A 19024-nucleotide genomic window follows, 5' to 3' on the forward strand; every position below is an offset into this window, starting at 1 on the left:
GATTGTCCTTGGCACCTCCATTGCTATTACCCATGACCTGTAACTGCCACGATGGATATCACATGTAACATGCTTGATGTGGCATTTGATGGGCTGATGGTCAGCCCAACTGCGAAGGTGCGGTTCTCAATTTGGAAAGAGACAAATCAGGAGGCAAGCAAATGGAAAATCGTAAAAGGTTCACCAAACTAATCTGGGCCCTGGCGGTCCTCATGGTGACAGCTGGAATCTCCCAGGCCGCTGTGATTACGGAATGGGATCAGTCCAACGTCACCCCAATGGCTCCCACCAACGTGGCCAACCCAGGATTGGTCTTCGACCAGTACAACTACATCGAGCCTGGTTCGCTGCTTGATCCCAACACCGGCGCCGTCGCCACCGGCGGATTCATGCCGAGTGGCTACTCTAAATACGCCGGCGGCATCAACTACCTGCCGAACGGTGCCATGACCTGGAAAGAGCGCGACACTCAAGGCCCTGGCCTGAGCATCGTGACTGACGATGATACTACTCACATCAACTGCATCATGTCCGCTGGCTGGAACCCTGATTCCACTCCAACCGCGACCCAGATGAGCGACTGGTGGGGCGTTGATAAAAAGCAGTGTTCTGATCCTTTTCAATCGAGCAAGCGTTTCAAAGTTGTCAGCTACATGATCGACGCACCTATCGATCTGGACTTCACTGTCAGCGCCAACGGCGCAGATGATATCTACCGGCTCCTGCAGAAGTATGGCAACCAGACTGGTCATCGCGTCAGCGGCTATACTCAGCAACTCGGTTTTACCGTCAACGGTGTCTTCACCGAAGCGCAGCCTGGCCAAGGTTTGGCCTTTACCCTGAAGAACGGTACCAAGCACAGCAACGATGCCCCGACTCCGAGCACCATGGCCAACCAGGGTGAACTCGACTCGCTGCTGGCTCACGGCCTGTTCGGCGCTCCAGACAAGCACCACACCGCCTCTGGATACTTCAACCCCAACGTCCGCGCTAGTTTCGGCGTGGAAGCTGGGGAAACCTTCATTCGCACCACCGGTATGGCCCCTGTTCACACTGACCTGTTCGGCGAGTGGATGCCTTCCCAACAGCCGAAGGGCGCTTACTACTTCGATATGGATGGCATCGTTTATACCGACAACGCTCTGGTTGCATCCTGCGAAGGCGCATTTGACGCAGCCGCAGGTCAGGCCGACCCCGTAAACACGAATGCCGGTTGCGATGGTACCTGGGTGACTTATCGTTCGTCCTACGTTCCGGTTCAAAACGCTGACGGCACCTATACTATTCCAACTTCGTACGGCATTGATCCAACAAACCGCGATCTTAACCGGACTGAGATTGACAGCGCAACACTCGCCGCCTGGGCTGCTGATTCACTCTGGATTCCTGGCAACATCGACGATTTTGCTAACGTCAATATCAACGCATATATCGCTGTTGGTAACGCTGCCAACTGGCCGACCGCTGATACTGATGGCAACGCCAGCTTCACCATCCGGATGACCCCGACCTTTGACCTTGCCACGGCAACAACTGAGCCGGGTACTGATGGACCTGCTGACTTCATTGTCTCTATCGATGCGCCGACCACGGTCGTAAAGTAAGCGATCAAGTTAACGAACATAAACTGGATAAGATATCTGGAGGATAAAATGAGAACAACGAAACTTATTTTAATGGCAATGCTCTTTGCCTTTGTCAGCGTCACAATGGCTCACGCGGGCGCTCAGGTCCAAATCAACCAGGCTGCAACAGTCAAAGCTTCGGTTCAGAACAACAGTCACGACAGCGTTCGTGCTGCTGTCAAAATGACCGGCTACGATGATGCCAATGTCAAAGTTGGCCAGCTTTGCAAGGAAGCTTGGCTAGGTGAAGGGCGCACCACCGCAATTGAGTACGCCTGGAACGCTCCGGCCTACGCCACCGGCGTCTACTGGCAGGCCAAAGTTGAAGTGAACGGTGACTGCCCGAACGCAGAAATCACGATGGTTGATTATCATGACTACCACGACAGCGACAGCGACGACAGTGACGATGGTGGTGGTGATAGTGATGGTGGTCATGGTCATTACTAATATCTAAGCTGTAACGAAAAAAAAACGGCTGCCGGGTGATTTCGGCAGCCGTTATCGTGACGATAGTGCAACACAAGTCCCTTTCGATTTAGTCGTATTATACAACCCGTCTTCTAGAGGTCGCCATGAAACAGGAGAACACGCATAAGCTTGTAGCCTGGGGATTCTTTTTCGCCATTGGCGGTGGCTATTTTCTCATGGCGGCACAGTTTCCTTTGGCTTATATCGTTGCAACCTATGAAGATATGGTTGGGGAGTGGGCCCAGGTTTTTCTCTTTGCAGCAACCATGCTTCTTTCCATCCGTGTAGCCTGCTACAAATCGAGTTACCGACTCTTCTTCGCGATTCTGGCTCTGGCCTGTTTCTATGTCGTCGGCGAGGAGATCTCCTGGGGGCAAAGAATCTTCAACCTGACGACTCCTGAGTTTTTTAAAACACACAATCTGCAAAACGAAACCAACCTGCATAATTTTTTCACCGGGCCCATTACAACGACATTGAAACAGACACTCGAATACCTGATCGCTTTGGGTCTGGTTGTTTATGGCCTGCTCTACCCTTTGCTTGTGGCAGCCCGCTGGAAAATCGCCCTCTGGTTCGACAAAAAAGGGTTAGCGCACCCACCGCTTTATCTTTGGCCGTTTTTTGTTTTAAGTGCCTATCTTGAGCTCGGGTTCATCAGCTTCAATGAAGCCGAGATCGCCGAGATTCTGATCCCTTTGGCGCTGGCAATCATGGCAGCCAATTACCTGCTGGCTTTACGTAATCCGCAGGCTCTGAAAGATATCAACCGCTGGAAAATGATTGAATCGAAACGACTCGCCTACCAAACCACAACACTGGCCCTTACGGTCACCTTACTCGCCTTTGCAACTTCTGCTGCCAGCTATTCGTCAGACTTGGGGGGAAAAATCGATTCCCGCTATTTAAAGGGATTGGAAAAGTTTGCCGACCGTTACAAGCGTTTTGAACAATGGGAGAGTGCAGCGCAACTCTATCTGCTGGCATCCGCCAATGAACCTCAAAAGGCTGCAATCCTGCGGAATCTGTTCATCTGCTACTCCAATCTGAAAGATGAACAGGCGGCCTTATTTTTTCTCACTAAAGCAGAGCAAGCGGATATTGATTTTCTGGCCAGTGAGCCATTGAGTGTTGGGTCCCACCTGTCCCTGGTGGAAACCTATGAACTGATGAAAGATAAGGACCGCGCCGCTGATCATTTGCGAGGAAGTCTGGACATTGCCAGACTTAATGCCCAAAGGTTTCCCGATAGTGCCTCGGCGGCCTATTGGCTCGGCAGGGCAGAAGAAAAAACTGGTAACTTAAGCAAAGCATCGAAGGAATATCAACGTGCTGCGCAGATACGTCCTGGCGTTCTCAGGTATCAAAAAGCGATTCTGTATTTGAATCGGCAACTGGAGATCTCTGGCCATGCCGGTTCAGCGGCGGTGATGGCGTTAACGCTCAATGTCAAATAGGCTATAAAAAAGGGTTCCGACAGTCTGACTGTCGGAACCCCGGTAATACCTATCTGATGTAATTTGTCACCTGTGAAAACAGGGGCATTTTTTAGCTGGCGGCCGTTAGTGCCTGATCCAAATCAGCGATAATGTCCTTTATATCTTCGATTCCCACCGAGATGCGGATGTAATCTGACGTTACGCCTGCCGCTTCCTGCTCAGCTGCGTTTAGTTGCTGGTGAGTCGTCGAAGCCGGGTGGATGACCAGAGTCTTGGCGTCACCGATATTTGCCAGGTGGCTGGCAAGTTTGACATTGTCGATGAATTTCGTCCCTGCTGCTGCGCCTCCCTTAATCCCGAACCCGATGATCGCCCCCTGGCCTTTGGGCAGGTAGCGCTGGGCGTTTTTGTAATCCTTGTGGCTCTCCAGACCTGGATAGTTTACCCAGGCGACCTGAGGGTGCTTTTCGAGAAACTGAGCAACCTTAAGGGCGTTCTCACAGTGACGCGGCATACGCACGTGCAGGGTCTCGAGACCTTGCAGGAAATAGAAGGCGTTGGTCGGCGACAAGCAGGGGCCCAGGTCGCGCAGCAGGGTGAGGCGCATCTTGAGGATGTAGGCCAGATTGCCGAGTGCTTCGTGATAAACCAGCCCGTGATAGCTCGGATCGGGCGTGGTGTATTCGTCAAAGCGACCGCTTGACCAGTCGAAGTTTCCACTGTCGACCACCGCGCCACCGATACTGGTGCCGTGACCGCCGATAAATTTGGTGAGCGAATAACAGACGATATCTGCGCCGTGCTCAATCGGCTTGAACAGCATTGGTGTCGCGACGGTATTGTCGACAATGAACGGCAGCTTGTTGTCGTGGGCAAGCTTAGCGAGGGCCTCAAAATCATCGACATTGTTTTTGGGGTTACCGATGGTTTCGGTGTAGACCGCCTTGGTGTTTTCATCGATCGCTGCTGAGACTTTCGCCAGATCCGAGGTGTCGACAAATTTAACCGTGATCCCCATCCGTTTGAAGGTGTGGTGAAACAGGTTGTAGGTGCCACCGTAGAGATTGTTGCCGGCGATAATATTATCCCCGCACTTGGCCAGATTTAAAATAGCCAGAGCGATCGCCGAAGATCCGGAGGCCAGGGCCAGGGCGCCGACACCACCATCAAGTTCGGCCAGGCGCTTCTCAAGCACATCTGTCGTCGGATTCATCAAGCGGGTGTAGATATTCCCCATCTCTTTCAAAGAAAAAAGGTTGGCCGCATGTTCTGCCGAATTAAAGGTATAAGATGTTGTCTGGTAGATTGGCACGGCGCGCGAGTTGGTGGTCGGGTCAGGGATCTGACCAGCATGCAGGGTAAGAGTGCCATCCTGATATTTGATTTCCTCAGACATTTGTTTGACTCCTTTGCGTGGGGTAATATTATTCTATGTAAACAAGCAGAACACTCAAGAATAGATTTTAAACATCTATACCAGCCAGCCGATCATTGTGCAAGCCCTTTGATACAAGTCCTGTGTAAAAATGTCTGTCCTGATTTCTCTCTGGGGAAAATCTATGTTTCTAACTCAACGAACAAGAAAAGCGTTGCAGTTTTTATGAAATCGAATCATACCAGAACCGCCCTGGCTAACATAGCCTCAGTGACTGTTTGATTGCAGTTGTCCGCTCGCTGTACGAGAATGTTGATTATGCTGAAAATTGATTATTTCCTGCTTGAACTCATTGTTGCGGAACTGAGAGCTAAACTTTCAGGCGCCAGTCTGGCCAAGGTTCATCAACCCGGTGACGACAGTCTGGTGCTACGCCTCTGGAATGGCAGGCAGACGCTGAAACTTCTGCTGCAGGTCGGGTCCGAGTCCCGGCTTCATCTGACCCGACAGGAGTTCAATAACCCTTTCCAGCCCCCGCGGTTCTGCCAATTACTTCGTTCACGGCTGAAGCGTCTTGAAACGATTAGACTGCTCGGCTACGAGCGAGTGGTTGAACTCTGCTTTGATGGTGTCGATCAGCGTTACCGACTGGTCTGTGAACTGATCGGAAACAGGGGCAATCTTTATCTGTTTGATGCTGCCGACTTGTTGATCGACGCCCTGCATAAACCGCAAATGGTTGGAGATCGCCTGTTACGACGTGGTGAGCCCTATATCCCCTTAACCCAGACTGTTCGACTGAATCTTGCTGACCCGAATCTCGTCCCTCCGGAGAACCTGTATGATGCGCCACAGCTTGAGCAATGGCTGATGCAGGAGGTCTCTCCCATGTCAAAAGGGCAAGCTGCCGTGCTTGGAGCGGCAGTTCACCAAAAATCGGATATTCTCAAGGTCTTTTCGCAATTTAAGGAGGATTGGCTACGGCAGAGAGGCCAGGTGTCTCTGATCGAATCTGAAAGTCAACCGCGTCTGGTTGCCTATTCAGGCGTTGGGGCGCGGGTATTAAAATCCGCCACCGATGGTTTGTCTCAATTTCTCGATCAGTGTTTTTCTCCTTCTGAAGAAGTTGTCTCTGAAATTGGTGAGCGCGCCAGGTTTCGTCACATTGTTAAAACTCAAATTTCGCGGCTGCAAAAACGCCAAAAAAATATTGTGGTAGAGCAGCAAAAGAGCGAAAGTTTTACCGAGCGTCGTCATCAGGGCGAGCTGCTCCTCGCCAATTTGCCTCTTGTAAAAAAGGGGATGCGATCGGTTGAGGTAACAGACTGGGGTGTTGATCCTCCACAAGCGGTAACCATTGAACTGCAGGCCGAGCTCAACCCGCAGGAGAATGCGGCCCGTCTTTTTAAACGTTACAAAAAGGAGAAGCGCGGGGTTGACCACGTTGAGCGACGTCAGCAGGAAACCGCTGAAGAACTGGAGTGGCTTGAATCCTTATTGTTGGCGCTTGATGAGGCGCAGGAAGCCAGTGATGTAATTGAAGTCGGGCTAGAGTTGCTGGCCGCCGGCTTGATTTCAGTTAAAAAAAGTGAACCGGTCAGCCGTCGCAAGGTCAGCGCTGAACCACGCCTCAACCAGACCCTGTCGCCGGGTGGTTTAAGAATCTTCTGGGGACGGAATAACCGGAGCAACGATCATTTGTCCGCGCATATGACCGCAGCTGATGATCTGTGGTTTCACGCCTACCAGATGCCGGGTTGCCATCTGGTCTTGAAACGGGATGGGATCAAGGGTGATTTCTCCGCCGCAGACATTGAATATGCCGCGCGCATTGCTGCGGGTTTTAGTCGGGGAAAAGATGAACCCAGGGTTGACGTTATCGTCACCGAGGGCCGCCATGTCAAACGGCCCAAGGGGGCTAAACCGGGGTTGGTTACCCTCACCGAACATCGAACCTTGCGGGTCTTTCCACTGCGGGTGAGAACTGATGAAAATCCGCTAGATAACTAGAATTTTTTGTTGCAATCGGAAAATCCCTTTGGTATAAACATGCTCGCTTCAAGCCGCGGTGGTGGAATTGGTAGACACGCTGGTTTCAGGGACCAGTTTTCGCAAGGAAGTGGGAGTTCGAGTCTCCCCCGCGGCACCAAACAAGATCAAAGCCCGATCACGAAAGTGGTCGGGCTTTTTTGTTTCTGCTGATAAGAGATCCAGCTCAGGAAGGGCCGCCCGCACGGAAAAAGGTGAATCTCTCCGGCGGAACCTCATAAAAAAAGTCTGATCCCGCAATTGGTCAGGTTTTCTAGTCGAGGGGATCGAAAACGTCTTTGCCTAGATAACAGAGCGGACAGCACCAGTCTTGGGGCAGATCCTCGAATCGAGTGCCTGGCGGAATATTCGCTGACGGGTCTCCGATCGCCGGGTCGTAGGTATATCCGCAGTTTGTACAGATGTAACGCATGGTTTCTCCGTGTTGAAATTTGTTATAGAAGGCCACCCAGATACTTCTGGATATCGGTTCTGATCGGCATGAAGTAGATGTTTCCTTTCCCATTGCGGACAAAATTCAGCGCATCAATGGCGAAATGTCGGTTCCATTCGAGGGTTGGTTTAAAATCGGGGGGGAAAACTGCATTGTTTTTGTTCTCCCAGTAGTGCTGGCTATTTAAGCTCATGACTGGTGAAACGCCCCACCAGACCTCAATCTCTGGAAGTTGATCGCGATAAAGATCCATCAGCCGCAGATCGAAAAACGGCTGTGTGAAAAAACCATCGGCGCCAGCATCAATTTTTGTCCGAACATAATCAATTTCAGCTTTAATTCCGCTACGGTACGGGTCGATTCCGGCATAAATCTTGAGCGACGGCAGGTCGCGTTTAAGGCGCGAGATGAAATCGATGCAGCTGGTGCGGTAGCTGCGCCGGGACATGTCTTGTGGGGGATCCCCGGTTATTACCAGCACCGCCTCAATCCCTTTTCCGGTTAAATCATTCAGGATGGGCAGGGGCTTTGACAGATCAAAATCGATCGCCCGCAGATGCGGAATAGTGTGAGAGAAATTTTCAGCAGCCAAACGGCATCCTTCCCAGCTGCGCAGATCAAAACGCAGAATATCCGGGATATTGATCCGGTCGATGACGGGTAGATGTTGCTTGACCAGGGCCAGCTCTTTACAGAGCGCTTCGGCGGTTCTGGGGACGAGCTCCAGTGATATTTCAGTCATGCCTGCTTTCCTGATTGTCGTTTTCAGAAATAATTTGAGCGGAAAAAATATAGATTTCGGTTTGCGGGGATTGCCAGGCGTTCTGCGGTAATCCGGCCTTAATACAGGTCTGTTTGAGAAAGGTCAGGCGATCCCATTTATGTTCCAGGGCAACCTGTGGCAGAAGGACCCCGCGGCTGTAGCCGTTAGTGAGGTAGATGCCATGTGTGCCGACGTTAATAAGGGTGGTATCTGCAATCTTTTCGAGCGGGGAAAGTATAGATATTTCGAGTTTGTAATGTGCAATGTCTGCCGCTCCCATCGGGTGAAAGCGTGGGTCCGCCGTCGCTGCGGCCACCGCCATCTCGGCGACTTCAATGTAAATCGGTTTCTCGCTGACAAAATGGCCGATGCAGCCCCGCAGGCAATCGTTGATTGTGATCGTTACAAAGCATCCAACGGCCTGGTTCAGGAGCTCCCCGGTCAAATTTACGCTGGGGAGGGGTTTTTTGCTGAGACGGGCATCGATTGCATCACGCGCAACCTTCAGCAATATTTCACCTGATTTTTTGTCAAGCAGCATAGCAGAAGTCTCTTTGTGAATCGCGCTGGCCAGTTTGGTCTATACTCTGCGATAATAGAAGCTTAAGGGTAAGACTGGCAAGGAATTATCCAGGTCAGTCTATAGCCGTTCTCTGCTAAGCAGACGATATTTTTAACCCTAACCTTGTATTTAGAGGGATTCACTCTTGAAAAATAGTTCATCTTCACTTTTGGTACGCTTAGGTTGCTGGCCCAGCGTTTTTGTTTTTTTGCTAACTCTTGCCCTTGTCTCAGGATGCGCATTTTCTCCCCCTACAGAGCCTGTGCCAGGTGGGGATGGAATTATTTCGGGCGAGGACGTCGCATTAGAACAACTGGCCTTTGAGCGAATGCTTCAGAAGGGAGGAGGCCGTTTCGGTGACCCCATCCTGACCAATTTCGTTAATACTGTTGGGCAAAGACTGGCTAAATTGAGTCAACGGACCGACATTAAGTTCCAGTTCGCAGTCAATAACGATTCAACTCCCACTGCATTCGATCTGCCGGGCGGGTATATCGCCCTGTCGCGCGGTTTATTGGTCAATCTTGGGAATGAAACGCAGCTCGCGGCCATTCTGAGTCATGAAATTGGTCATGTCACGGCGGGGCACTCTGCAGGTCGAATGAAAGGTTGGTCAGGTTCTGCAAACACCCCGGAGATGACCAATGCGCTTAGTGATGATGCGGCCAGCCTGTCTGTAAAGCCTTATTCCATAGATCAGGAGCTTGAAGCTGATCGACTCGGGATTGATTTGATGGTCAGAGCCGGTTATGCCCCCGTCAGCGCGGCATTTGTGGAGGAAGATATTTTTCATTCTGCTGGACAGGCTGCTAAATCACAAAGGCTGAATGGACTGATACTTGACCACCCCCTTTCGACTCGGCGGATTACTGAAAATCGTCATGATATCCAACAAAAATATCCGCAAATCGTCGGTGGTGTCGGGGATAGGGCGGTGTTTTCTTTAGCCTTCGACAGGTTAATTCGCACCAGACAAGGTTTTGATCTTTTTGACCAGGCGCGACAATTAGAGCGACAGGGTGAACGTTCAGAGGCGATTAAGGTCTATCATCAGGCTTTAATGGAAGCTCCAGATGAGCCTGCCATTTTATGCAGTCTGGGCTTGGCCTATCTCCGCAGCGATGATCTGATTCCGGCAAGGCGTTATCTGATTAAAGCGGTAAATCTTCAGGCCGATTATTATCAGTCGCGGCTGGCCCTCGGCTACATATATCGACAGAAGCATCAATATTGGCAGGCCCTGGAGGACCTTGAGGCCGGATATCAACTGTTGCCGACCATTGAAGGGGCGTATCTGCTCGCGGAAGTGCGCGAGCTGGTGGGCGATAAACAGGGCTCCAGCAAGCTCTATGCGGCGGTCGCCGAGGCGGATGCTACGGGGAAGCTGGGTTTAAGTGCCGCGGCAAAATTGAAACAGATGGAAAAGTAATGGGTCAGCACAGAATCGATACAGACGAAAAAGTTCTTTGGCAGGGACGCCCGGCGCCACGTTGTTACACCTTTCGACTCTGGAAACAAGCTCTCGCCGGGAGCGCCCTGTTTCTGATCAGCAGCTTCTGGCTGATGCTCGCGCTTCAGCTGAGAGGGGATGGTTATCCCTTCTGGCTGGTGATGCTGCCAATCCCTCTTCTTCTGGTCAGTTTTATTTTGGGGCCGCTACAGATTCCTGTCGCGCGCTGGCGCTGGGCCAAAATTTTTTATCAATTAACCGAGACGCGAATAATTTTTTCCAACACCCGGAGTGTCAGACTTATCGACATCGAAGGTCTTAAAACCAGGAAGTTTGGCGCACAGCTGGCCAGTTTTCGGGTGGAGAACAATCAGGGGAAGGCAATTGTCCTCCACTGCATAGAGTATCCCGATATGCTTCTCGCACTGCTGACGCAGCACTGCCCAAATCTCAAGGTTTGACGGCCGTCCCCCTCAAAGGTACTATGCGCCAATTTTAACCCTACTGGCAGGATGTGTCATCATGCAAAAATGCTTTTACCTTGAAACTTTCGGCTGTCAGATGAATGTGGTCGATTCCGAACGGATCGTCAGCATGTTGGTCGAAATTGGTTATCAACGCGTTAACTCAGCTGAAGCTGCCGATCTGGTGCTGCTCAACACCTGTAGTGTGCGCGATAAAGCAGAGCGCAAGGTTTATGGCCATCTGGGCCGATTCAAGCCGATCAAGGATGCGCGCCCCGAACTGATTATCGGCGTCGGCGGCTGCGTCGCCGAGCAGGAAGGGGAGAAGATGCTTGCCGAAGTCCCTTATCTCGACCTGGTCTTCGGGACGCACAATGTGCACCGCCTGCCAGAACTTGTGCAGCAGGCCGAAGCCGGACATCGACGGCTGAGCGTCACCGGCTTTCTTGATCGCGAAACCCGGCTTAATCTCTTTCCGCAGCGCAGTGAACTTGATGGCGTCACCCGTTTTGTTACGGTAATGCAGGGTTGCGATAATTTCTGCTCGTACTGCATCGTTCCGCATGTGCGCGGCCGTGAAATCAGTCGACCCAGTAAAGATATTCTGGCTGAAGTTGAATTATTGGTCGCGCAAGGTGTGCGCGAAGTGACGCTCTTGGGACAAAATGTTAACTCTTACGGGAATAAAGAGCCGGGTGAACTCAATTTTGCTCAATTGGTGCGCAAGGTCGCTGCGATCAGAGGCCTGTCACGTTTGCGCTTTACCACCAGTCATCCCAAGGATCTTTCGGACGAGTTGATTGCCTGTTTTGCCGAGTTGGAGAATTTGTGTCACCATCTGCATCTCCCGGTACAATGTGGTTCCAACGAAATTCTGAAGCAGATGAATCGTGGCTATACACGCGAAGAGTATCTTGAAACAGTTAAAAAGTTGAAACTGGCCTGCCCTGATATCCGTTTGACCACCGATGTTATAGTCGGGTTTCCAGGTGAGACAGAAGAAGATTTTCAGCAGACTCTCGATCTGGTGACCGAGGTTGGTTATGCTGACGCGTTCACCTTTCTTTATTCCAGGCGCAGCGGAACTGCGGCGGCAGAACTGGAGGACAAGGTCGGTGCGCGGGTGAAACAGCAACAATTTGATCGACTCCTCGCGCTCCAACAGGAGAACAGCCGCCGCATCTGGGCTTCAGATTTGGGCCGCAGTGTGTCTGTTTTGGTTGAAGGGGAAAGCCGACAAGGGGAAGGTCAGATGTTCGGGCGCTCAACCTGGAACAGGATCGTCAATTTTGCCGGCTCGCCGGAGCTTCTTGGTCAAACCGTAACCGTTAAAATTACCAAGGTGTTTCGTAATTCAAGCCTGGGTGAGTTATTGCCCGGGTAATCACATTTTAACTATGGAGATTGACCATGATCGATCTGCACTCCCATACATTTTTTAGTGACGGTGAACTCGGGCCTGCCGAGCTGGTGCGTCGCGCGGCGGTTGCCGGGTATCGTGCCCTCGCGATCACGGATCACGCCGATCAGAGCAACATCTGTTCACTCCTGACTCGCCTGCGGCCTGTGGTTGACGAACTCGGCGCGGCCAATGGCTTAATCCTGCTGGCCGGAGCAGAATTGACTCACGTGCCGCCGAAGATGATTGCAGATGTTGTGAAAATGGGCCGCGACCATGGTGCACAGATCATCTCTGTTCATGGTGAAACCATTGTCGAGCCGGTGATTGAAGGGACCAACCGCGCTGCGATTGAGGCCGGAGTCGACATCCTGGCTCATCCCGGGCTGATCACTGCTGAAGATGTGCAGCTGGCTGCGGACCGAGGTGTTTTCCTCGAGATTACAACCCGGAAGGGCCATTCGCTGACCAACGGGCATGTCGCTAAGCTCGCCCTTCAGTATGGGGCGCGACTTGTTATCAATAATGACGCCCACGCTCCAGGCGACCTGGTCTCACTTGAACTGGCGCGTAAGATCGCCTTGGGTGCAGGGATGACAGTTGCCCAGTTTGAACAGGCGCAAATAAACTCTCTTGAGCTGGTCAAACGAGGCCAACATGCTGCCTGATACAGAATTTAAGCTGTTAAAAGAGTTAGTTGAGGCCCCGAGCCCCTCAGGCTTTGAAACTCCGGCGCAAAGAGTAATTCAGCACTATTTAGCCCCGCTGGCGGATCAGATGACCTCCGATGTCATGGGAAATTTAATGGCAACACTTGAGGGCCGCGGTGGGCCACGCGTGATGTTGGCTGGTCATTGTGATGAAATCGGCTTCATGGCGCAGTACGTCACCGATGAAGGCTTTATCTATTTTGGCGCCATCGGCGGCGTTGATCCTCATCTGTCTCCCGGGCAGCGGATTAACATTCAAACAAAAAACGGTCCAGTAAAAGGAATCATCGGTAAAAAGGCGATCCATCTGATCGAAACCAAGGATCGAGATACGGTCATTAAACTGAAGGATCAGTATATTGATATCGGATGCAGCAGCCGCGAGGAGGTTGAGAAGCTGGTGCAAATTGGCGATCCAATTACTTTTTCAGTCGGACTTGAGCGCTTACAGAACGGACGCCTGACCTCCAGGGCTCTTGATGACAAGATGGGGGTTTTTATTGTAACCCAGGTTTTGGCAGGAGTTAAGGCCGCTGGCGGCGCTGAAGCTGAGTTAATCTGTGTGAGTACCGTGCAGGAGGAAGTCGGCCTGCGAGGAGGAACTACCAGTGGTTATGGGGTAAATCCAGATTTGGCAATAGTTGTCGAGGTTACCCATGCTACTGATACCCCCGATGTTGAAGCCCGAGGAATTGGCCGGGTTCAGGTTGGAAAGGGGCCGGTGCTCTCCCGTGGGGCGAATATTAATCCGGTGCTCTTTAATCTGCTGGTTGAAACCGCCGCAAAAGAGCAGATTCCGTTGCAGATAATTGGTGCGCCGCGGGCTACCGGGACCGATGCCAATGCCTTGCAACTCTCCCGTGGGGGAGTCGCTACGGCCCTGCTCGGTATTCCGCTGCGTTATATGCACACACCCGTAGAATTGCTTGCCGAAAGTGACTTGCAGGCTGCCAGCAGATTGTTGACGGCCTTTGTCCTCAGGCTCGAAAAAAACCAGTCTTTTTTGCCACTTTGCCTAGAATAAAGCTGAGTCCCAATCCAAGGGTCAAGCCGAAAGCATTGGCCAGAATGTCGAGCAGGGAAAATTGGCGGTGGGGAATGAAATGTTGAATGACTTCGATCATCACTGAATAACCGAGCAGCGCCGCAAAAATAAGCTTCCAGGAAAATCTTTGGTGGTACGCCAGCGAGCAGGAGAGGAACAAGGCCAGATATCCAAGGCTGTGCAGGGCTTTGTCTGAATATCCCTCAAGGGCCTGGGGCAGGGATGGAATCAGCCCCAGATAACTGCAGAAGAGCAGAAAACCCCAGAATTGGAAGTGATAGATTTTTTTCATAGGTGTCGTTAAATTCACAAAAGCCCCCGGCTGAATGGCCGGGGGCTTTCTTTATAAAGAGGGTTCGTAACCTGTTATAGCCCGAGCTGCTTGAAAAAGTCATTTCCTTTATCGTCAACCAGAACGAACGCAGGAAAGTTAACGACGTCGATCTTCCAGACAGCCTCCATTCCCAGTTCGGGGAAATCAAGACATTCGACTTTTTTGATATTTTCATCGGCTAACAAAGCCGCGGGGCCACCGATGGACCCGAGATAAAACCCGCCGAATTTCTTGCAGGCATCTGTAACCTGCTGACTGCGGTTACCTTTGGCGATCATGACCATTGACCCGCCATTTTCCTGTAACAGTCCGACGTAGCTGTCCATCCGACCCGCGGTGGTTGGTCCAAATGAGCCAGAGGGCCGTCCTGCAGGAGTTTTAGCCGGTCCGGCATAATAGATCGGGTGTTTCTTCAGGTAGTCGGGGAGGGGTTTGCCAGCGTCAAGAATCTCCTTAAATTTGGCGTGGGCAATGTCGCGGCCGACAACGATAGTGCCGTTAAGAAGCAGGGCGTCTCCGCACTTGAGTTTGGTCAGCTGCGCAAGGATCTCACCCATTGGCTGATTCAAATCGATTTTGGTGCCATGTTCATGTTTGGCAAGACGCATCTCTTCAGGAAGCAGACGACCCGGATTCTTGTCCATCTCTTCGACAAATAAACCCTCACGCGTGATTTTGGCTTTGATGTTACGGTCGGCCGAACAGGAGACCGCCATACCGACGGGGCAAGAAGCACCGTGTCGGGGCAGGCGGACGATGCGTACATCGTGCGCAAAGTATTTGCCGCCGAACTGAGCGCCGATCCCGAGCTTGTGAGCGGCCTCAAGAATTTTGGCTTCAAGTGCAATGTCGCGAAAGGCCTGACCATGTTTATTGCCCTCGGTCGGCAGGCCGTCGAGATATTTGGCGGTGGCGAGTTTGACGGTCTTCATGCAGGCGTCGGCCGAAGTCCCGCCGATGACAAACGCAATATGATAGGGAGGGCAGGCCGCCGTGCCGAGATATTTCATTTTTTCGATCAGGAATTTTTCTAGGGTTGCCGGGTTCAGCAACGCTTTGGTTTCTTGATAGAGCATCGTTTTATTAGCGCTGCCGCCGCCCTTGGCGACAAATAGAAATTTGTAGGCGTCACCTTCGGTGGCATAAAGATCAATCTGAGCCGGCAGGTTGGTCCCGGTATTCACTTCTGTGTACATGTCGAGTGCCACTGTCTGACTGTAACGCAGGCTGTTCTCGGTATAGGTCTGATAAACACCTTTCGAGAGCATCTCTTCGTCGTTCGCTCCTGTCCAGACCTGTTGGCCCTTCTTTGCAACTATGGTGGCGGTCCCGGTATCCTGGCAGGTCGGTAATTCGAACTGGGCGGCGACCATCGCATTGCGCAGGAAGGCCATGGCGACCCCCTTGTCATTATTGGAAGCTTCAGGATCTTGTAAAATTCTGGCGACACTTTCATTGTGCTCTGGGCGCAAAAGATAGGACACATCACGCATTGCCGTATTGCTCAGAACAGTCAAGGCTTCGGGTGCCACCTTGAGAATTTCCTTGCCATCAAAGTCAGCGACACTGACAAACTTTTCAGAACCTTCAATTTTGTAGTAACGGGTCTTGTCTTTAGCCAGGGGGAATGGCTCCTGGTAGAAGAAATCGGGCATAATTCTGACTCCTTATCGAATGAAAGGTCATTATGAATAAAAGCAAACAGCGCTAAAACAGATTTGCATTATATGTATATTGTATACACTTGTCGATAGAAGGTCAGCATATTTTAGCTGCTTTGATCCAACCTGTTGGGGATCAGTTTTGACATTATATAATGCCGCCAGTAGCGAATTAACTCCGAGGCCCACCTGCTTAAGCAGTATCCTTGGGCGTTCCTGAGCAGCAACCAGCTGATAATAATATATATGATAAGGTCATGCGAGACCTGTAACAAATTACCTGTCGAAAAGCTGTTCCAGGCTGAAGACCCTTTCCTGGCGAGGATCTTAAATCTGCTAAATTCTGACCTTGATACTTCGCAGGTTGTGCAAAGAGTTGTTGCGGCGATCAGGCAGGTTATGGAGGTTCATTGTTGCTCAATCACCATGGTGCGCGAGGACAATAGAGTCGGCTCCGTCATGGCATCAAGCGCCGACATTGATCTTGTCGGTTACTGATACGGGCCCCGGGATTTCTGCAAATTTACTGCCACGACTGTTCGAAGAATTCAGCCATGGTCGTAGCCCTGATGATCAGTCTGGCAGCGGATTCGGCCTTTCCATCTGTCAACGGATTGTAGAAGCATATCATTGGCGCATCTGGGTCGAAAACGTCATTGGCCAAGGGGATACGCCTCACCATTTGTTTGCCGACCAGGGTTCGTTGACTTAACTTCCTGACTAACCTGTCCATCGCCGCCAGGTTCCATTCCTCCAGCGTTTGGTTTCTTTAATACGCGTCCAGGGTAACCCCGTTATAATTGACAATAATACTCAGGTATGCTAACCGTTACGCAATTTTTGGGAGTGTATGAATAACCATCTTTGAAATCGGTTCGGTGAAAGGACAGCTATGTTTTCTAACGTTAAAGAGGATCTGAAAGCGGTTTTTGAGCGTGACCCTGCAGTGCGCAATGTTTTTGAAATAGTACTCTGCTACCCAGGGTTTCACGCGATGCTTTTTTATCGTCTTTCCCACAAGCTCTGGACACATAAGTTTTTTCTTTTAGGACGGTTTATTTCTCATCTCGGGCGATTTTTTACCGGCATTGAGATTCATCCGGGGGCGCTGATCGGTCACGGATTCTTTATTGACCATGGCATGGGGGTTGTCATCGGTGAAACGGCTGAAATTGGCGATAACTGCACGCTCTACCATCAAGTTACCCTTGGTGGGACCTCCTGGGCCAAAGAAAAGCGGCATCCGACCCTGGGCAATAATGTTGTAGTCGGTTCGGGTGCAAAGATTCTTGGTCCTTTCAAGGTTGGTGATAACGCCAAAATTGGTTCTAATTCAGTGGTCGTTAAAGAGGTTCCCAAAAACGCCACGGTTGTTGGCGTCCCCGGCCGCATGGTCGCTTCCGGGGAGAAACCAGCCGGGGTCGATCTGCAACACGGAGATTTACCTGATCCAGTGGCCAAAGCGGTCAGCTGCATGCTGGATCAACTCCACAGCCTTGAAGCCAAGGTCGCATCGCTGACGTCTGAGCAACATCGCCTGCAGACAGAACTTGAAGTTCTGCGCCAGCCAGAAGCGGTCGAAGAATGAGGCTATCAACCAAGGCACAATATGCGGTCCGCGCATTGGTGAGCCTTGCCATAAACGGGGATGGAACACCGGTTTCGATTAAATCTATTTCGGCTTGGGAAAATATTTCACTGACCTACCTCGAACAGCTTTTCGTAAAACTGCGGCGCGGGGAGATTGTTCAGAGCAGCCGTGGTCCGGGAGGGGGGTATGTGCTTGCCCGCCCGGCGGCAGATATCCGGGTCGACCAGATTATCGATACGGTTGAAGAGACATTGGTGCCGGTTTCCTGTATGGATGAGGACGGAACCTGCGGTTGCGACTCACAGTGCGTAACTCACGCCATCTGGCAAGGCCTGGGTGAGCAGATACGGACCTTTCTCGCCTCCAAAACCCTCGAAGATCTTGCCGTTGAAGGACGTAAACGTCTCGACCGTTGAGTTGAGGATTCTCTTTCAACTGCTCCCTAAATTTAAGGATTCAGTCTGACCGTGAACCAGATATACCTTGATCACAATGCCACTACCCCGGTTTCTCCTGCAGTTTTGGCCCAGATGCTGCCCTTTTTTTCACAGCACTTTGGTAATCCTTCGAGTGTTCACTGGGCGGGTCGTGCCGTAAGTGGTGCGCTTGAAACGGCACGGGAACGGGTTGCCGCCCTGATTAATGCTTCACCTAACGAGATCGTTTTCACTTCTTGCGGCAGCGAAGCCGATAATTTGGCGATCAAAGGGACGGCTCTCGCGCATCAGGACCGAGGGCGGCATATTATTACGACGGTCGTCGAGCACCCCGCCGTGCTTGAAAGTTGTCGCTTTCTTGAACGTCAGGGCTGGCGGGTTAGTTATCTGCCGGTGGACAGTGAAGGGGCCCTGAACCTTGATCTTCTGGAAGAGTCAATCACCGCTCAGACCGTGCTTATTTCGGTGATGTGGGCCAACAATGAAACAGGCAACCTGTTCCCGATTGCCAAAATCGGTGAAATCGCCCGCCGCCACAACATCTGCTTTCATTCTGATATGGTGCAGGCGGTCGGGCGAACTGCCCTGGATGTGAAGGCCGCCGGGCTTGATCTCGCTGCTATTTCAGGGCATAAATTCGGCGCACCCAAGGGGGTCGGCGCACTCTACGTTCGAGCTGAAACCCGGCTTGAGGCTTTGATTCATGGCGGGCATCAGGAACGTCATCGACGCGGTGGAACCTCCAATGTCGCCGGGATTATCGGGCTTGGAGCGGCGAGTGAGATCGTCTCGCGGGATCTGGATCAGAGCATTGACCAGCTCAAGCGTTTGCGTGATCGGCTGGAAGACGGACTTTTTTCTGCTCTGACCGGGATTCACTTAAATGGTTCGGTGGATCGGCGTCAGCGTTTACCAAATACGCTCAATCTCAGTTTTGCAGGTGTCGCCGGGGAATCTTTGCTTCTGAACCTCGACCTTAAAGGGATTGCGGTCTCCTCCGGCTCTGCCTGTAGCTCGGGGACTCTCGAGCCATCACATGTTATTGCGGCGCTAGGGGTTGATCCGACCCTGGCACAGTCAAGCCTCAGGTTTAGTTTCGGTTTGGAAAACACCGAGGCTGAGGTTGATTATGTTCTGGAACAACTTCCGCCCATCGTTCAGCGGTTGCGCAAGATGAGCCCCCTTATTTAAGATAGTAATATAGCTATAAAACATA

At 51.6% G+C, this 19024-nt stretch carries 19 protein-coding genes and 1 tRNA gene; 14 read left to right on the forward strand and 6 right to left on the reverse strand.

Going from position 1 to position 19024, the window contains the following annotated elements:
• Nucleotides 1-161 precede the first annotated feature (161 nt).
• The 3 genes from D888_RS0108270 to D888_RS23030 all read left to right on the forward strand — a co-directional run bounded on the left by D888_RS0108270 (nucleotide 162) and on the right by D888_RS23030 (nucleotide 3553).
• A complete protein-coding gene (locus D888_RS0108270) occupies nucleotides 162-1604 on the forward strand; it encodes a choice-of-anchor F family protein (protein WP_020676082.1) in 1443 nt (480 codons plus the stop codon).
• Between the two features lie 48 nt (nucleotides 1605-1652).
• Nucleotides 1653-2075: a hypothetical protein gene (locus D888_RS0108275; protein ID WP_020676083.1), complete on the forward strand. Its 423-nt coding sequence runs from the start codon at nucleotides 1653-1655 to the stop codon at nucleotides 2073-2075.
• A 125-nt stretch (nucleotides 2076-2200) separates the two neighbouring features.
• Nucleotides 2201-3553: a tetratricopeptide repeat protein gene (locus D888_RS23030; RefSeq protein WP_020676084.1), complete on the forward strand. Its 1353-nt coding sequence runs from the start codon at nucleotides 2201-2203 to the stop codon at nucleotides 3551-3553.
• Nucleotides 3554-3644: 91 nt separating this feature from the next.
• Here the strand turns inward: D888_RS23030 and D888_RS0108285 are convergent, their stop codons facing one another.
• The gene (locus D888_RS0108285; RefSeq protein ID WP_020676085.1) at nucleotides 3645-4931 is read right to left on the reverse strand and encodes an O-acetylhomoserine aminocarboxypropyltransferase/cysteine synthase family protein; all 1287 of its coding nucleotides are present in this window, start codon (nucleotides 4929-4931) and stop codon (nucleotides 3645-3647) included.
• Nucleotides 4932-5228: 297 nt separating this feature from the next.
• Between D888_RS0108285 and D888_RS0108290 the strand changes: the two genes are divergently transcribed.
• Together D888_RS0108290 and D888_RS0108295 are read left to right on the forward strand one after the other, a co-directional pair.
• The gene (locus D888_RS0108290) at nucleotides 5229-6920 is read left to right on the forward strand and encodes an Rqc2 family fibronectin-binding protein (protein ID WP_020676086.1); all 1692 of its coding nucleotides are present in this window, start codon (nucleotides 5229-5231) and stop codon (nucleotides 6918-6920) included.
• 52 nt (nucleotides 6921-6972) lie between these two features.
• Nucleotides 6973-7059 (forward strand) — tRNA-Leu (locus D888_RS0108295).
• Nucleotides 7060-7212: 153 nt separating this feature from the next.
• On the opposite strand, the gene D888_RS23595 is transcribed toward D888_RS0108295, so the two are convergent.
• Genes D888_RS23595 through amrA form a run of 3 tightly spaced genes read right to left on the reverse strand, consistent with a single transcriptional unit; the run spans nucleotide 7213 to nucleotide 8696 of the window.
• The gene (locus D888_RS23595; protein ID WP_083928938.1) at nucleotides 7213-7371 is read right to left on the reverse strand and encodes a rubredoxin; all 159 of its coding nucleotides are present in this window, start codon (nucleotides 7369-7371) and stop codon (nucleotides 7213-7215) included.
• 22 nt (nucleotides 7372-7393) lie between these two features.
• Nucleotides 7394-8134 carry a methylenetetrahydrofolate reductase gene (locus D888_RS0108300; RefSeq protein ID WP_020676087.1) on the reverse strand — a complete coding sequence of 247 codons (741 nt, stop codon included), beginning with the start codon at nucleotides 8132-8134 and terminating at the stop codon, nucleotides 7394-7396.
• Nucleotides 8127-8696 (reverse strand): AmmeMemoRadiSam system protein A, encoded by a 570-nt coding sequence (gene amrA, locus D888_RS0108305; protein ID WP_020676088.1) that lies wholly within the window; start codon nucleotides 8694-8696, stop codon nucleotides 8127-8129. Before amrA ends, D888_RS0108300 begins: the two co-directional genes overlap by 8 nt.
• 166 nt (nucleotides 8697-8862) lie before the next feature.
• Here amrA and D888_RS23035 point away from each other — a divergent pair, with 166 nt between their 5' ends.
• From D888_RS23035 to D888_RS0108330, 5 genes are all read left to right on the forward strand, one after another.
• The gene (locus D888_RS23035) at nucleotides 8863-10146 is read left to right on the forward strand and encodes a M48 family metalloprotease (protein ID WP_156826974.1); all 1284 of its coding nucleotides are present in this window, start codon (nucleotides 8863-8865) and stop codon (nucleotides 10144-10146) included.
• The gene (locus tag D888_RS0108315) at nucleotides 10146-10628 is read left to right on the forward strand and encodes a hypothetical protein (RefSeq protein ID WP_020676090.1); all 483 of its coding nucleotides are present in this window, start codon (nucleotides 10146-10148) and stop codon (nucleotides 10626-10628) included. Before D888_RS23035 ends, D888_RS0108315 begins: the two co-directional genes overlap by 1 nt.
• Before the next feature lie 61 nt (nucleotides 10629-10689).
• On the forward strand, nucleotides 10690-12015 hold the full coding sequence (gene miaB / locus D888_RS0108320) for a tRNA (N6-isopentenyl adenosine(37)-C2)-methylthiotransferase MiaB (RefSeq protein WP_020676091.1): 1326 nt from the start codon (nucleotides 10690-10692) through the stop codon (nucleotides 12013-12015).
• Nucleotides 12016-12041: 26 nt separating this feature from the next.
• The gene (locus D888_RS0108325; protein ID WP_020676092.1) at nucleotides 12042-12698 is read left to right on the forward strand and encodes a histidinol phosphate phosphatase domain-containing protein; all 657 of its coding nucleotides are present in this window, start codon (nucleotides 12042-12044) and stop codon (nucleotides 12696-12698) included.
• Nucleotides 12688-13764: a M42 family metallopeptidase gene (locus D888_RS0108330; protein ID WP_020676093.1), complete on the forward strand. Its 1077-nt coding sequence runs from the start codon at nucleotides 12688-12690 to the stop codon at nucleotides 13762-13764. The genes D888_RS0108325 and D888_RS0108330 overlap by 11 nt, the downstream gene beginning before the upstream one ends.
• Here the strand turns inward: D888_RS0108330 and D888_RS21100 are convergent.
• Both D888_RS21100 and D888_RS0108340 read right to left on the reverse strand, forming a co-directional pair.
• Nucleotides 13718-14077, reverse strand: coding sequence for a VanZ family protein (locus D888_RS21100; protein WP_020676094.1), 360 nt, complete (start codon nucleotides 14075-14077; stop codon nucleotides 13718-13720). The genes D888_RS0108330 and D888_RS21100 overlap by 47 nt on opposite strands.
• Before the next feature lie 74 nt (nucleotides 14078-14151).
• Nucleotides 14152-15774, reverse strand: a complete 1623-nt coding sequence (locus D888_RS0108340; protein WP_020676095.1) for a fumarate hydratase — start codon at nucleotides 15772-15774, stop codon at nucleotides 14152-14154.
• A 490-nt stretch (nucleotides 15775-16264) separates the two neighbouring features.
• On the opposite strand from D888_RS0108340, the gene D888_RS24970 reads away from it, so the two are divergent.
• The 4 genes from D888_RS24970 to nifS all read left to right on the forward strand — a co-directional run bounded on the left by D888_RS24970 (nucleotide 16265) and on the right by nifS (nucleotide 18999).
• On the forward strand, nucleotides 16265-16492 hold the full coding sequence (locus D888_RS24970; protein WP_425402581.1) for a sensor histidine kinase: 228 nt from the start codon (nucleotides 16265-16267) through the stop codon (nucleotides 16490-16492).
• A 180-nt stretch (nucleotides 16493-16672) separates the two neighbouring features.
• A complete protein-coding gene (gene cysE / locus D888_RS0108355; protein WP_020676098.1) occupies nucleotides 16673-17368 on the forward strand; it encodes a serine O-acetyltransferase in 696 nt (231 codons plus the stop codon).
• Nucleotides 17365-17787 (forward strand): RrF2 family transcriptional regulator, encoded by a 423-nt coding sequence (locus D888_RS0108360; protein ID WP_020676099.1) that lies wholly within the window; start codon nucleotides 17365-17367, stop codon nucleotides 17785-17787. Before cysE ends, D888_RS0108360 begins: the two co-directional genes overlap by 4 nt.
• Nucleotides 17788-17838: 51 nt before the next feature.
• Entirely contained in the window at nucleotides 17839-18999 is a 1161-nt protein-coding gene (gene nifS, locus D888_RS0108365; RefSeq protein WP_020676100.1) for a cysteine desulfurase NifS, read from the forward strand.
• The last annotated feature ends 25 nt before the right edge of the window (nucleotides 19000-19024 follow it).

The organism is Geopsychrobacter electrodiphilus DSM 16401, from assembly GCF_000384395.1.
In the GTDB taxonomy this organism is placed as follows: domain Bacteria; phylum Desulfobacterota; class Desulfuromonadia; order Desulfuromonadales; family Geopsychrobacteraceae; genus Geopsychrobacter; species Geopsychrobacter electrodiphilus.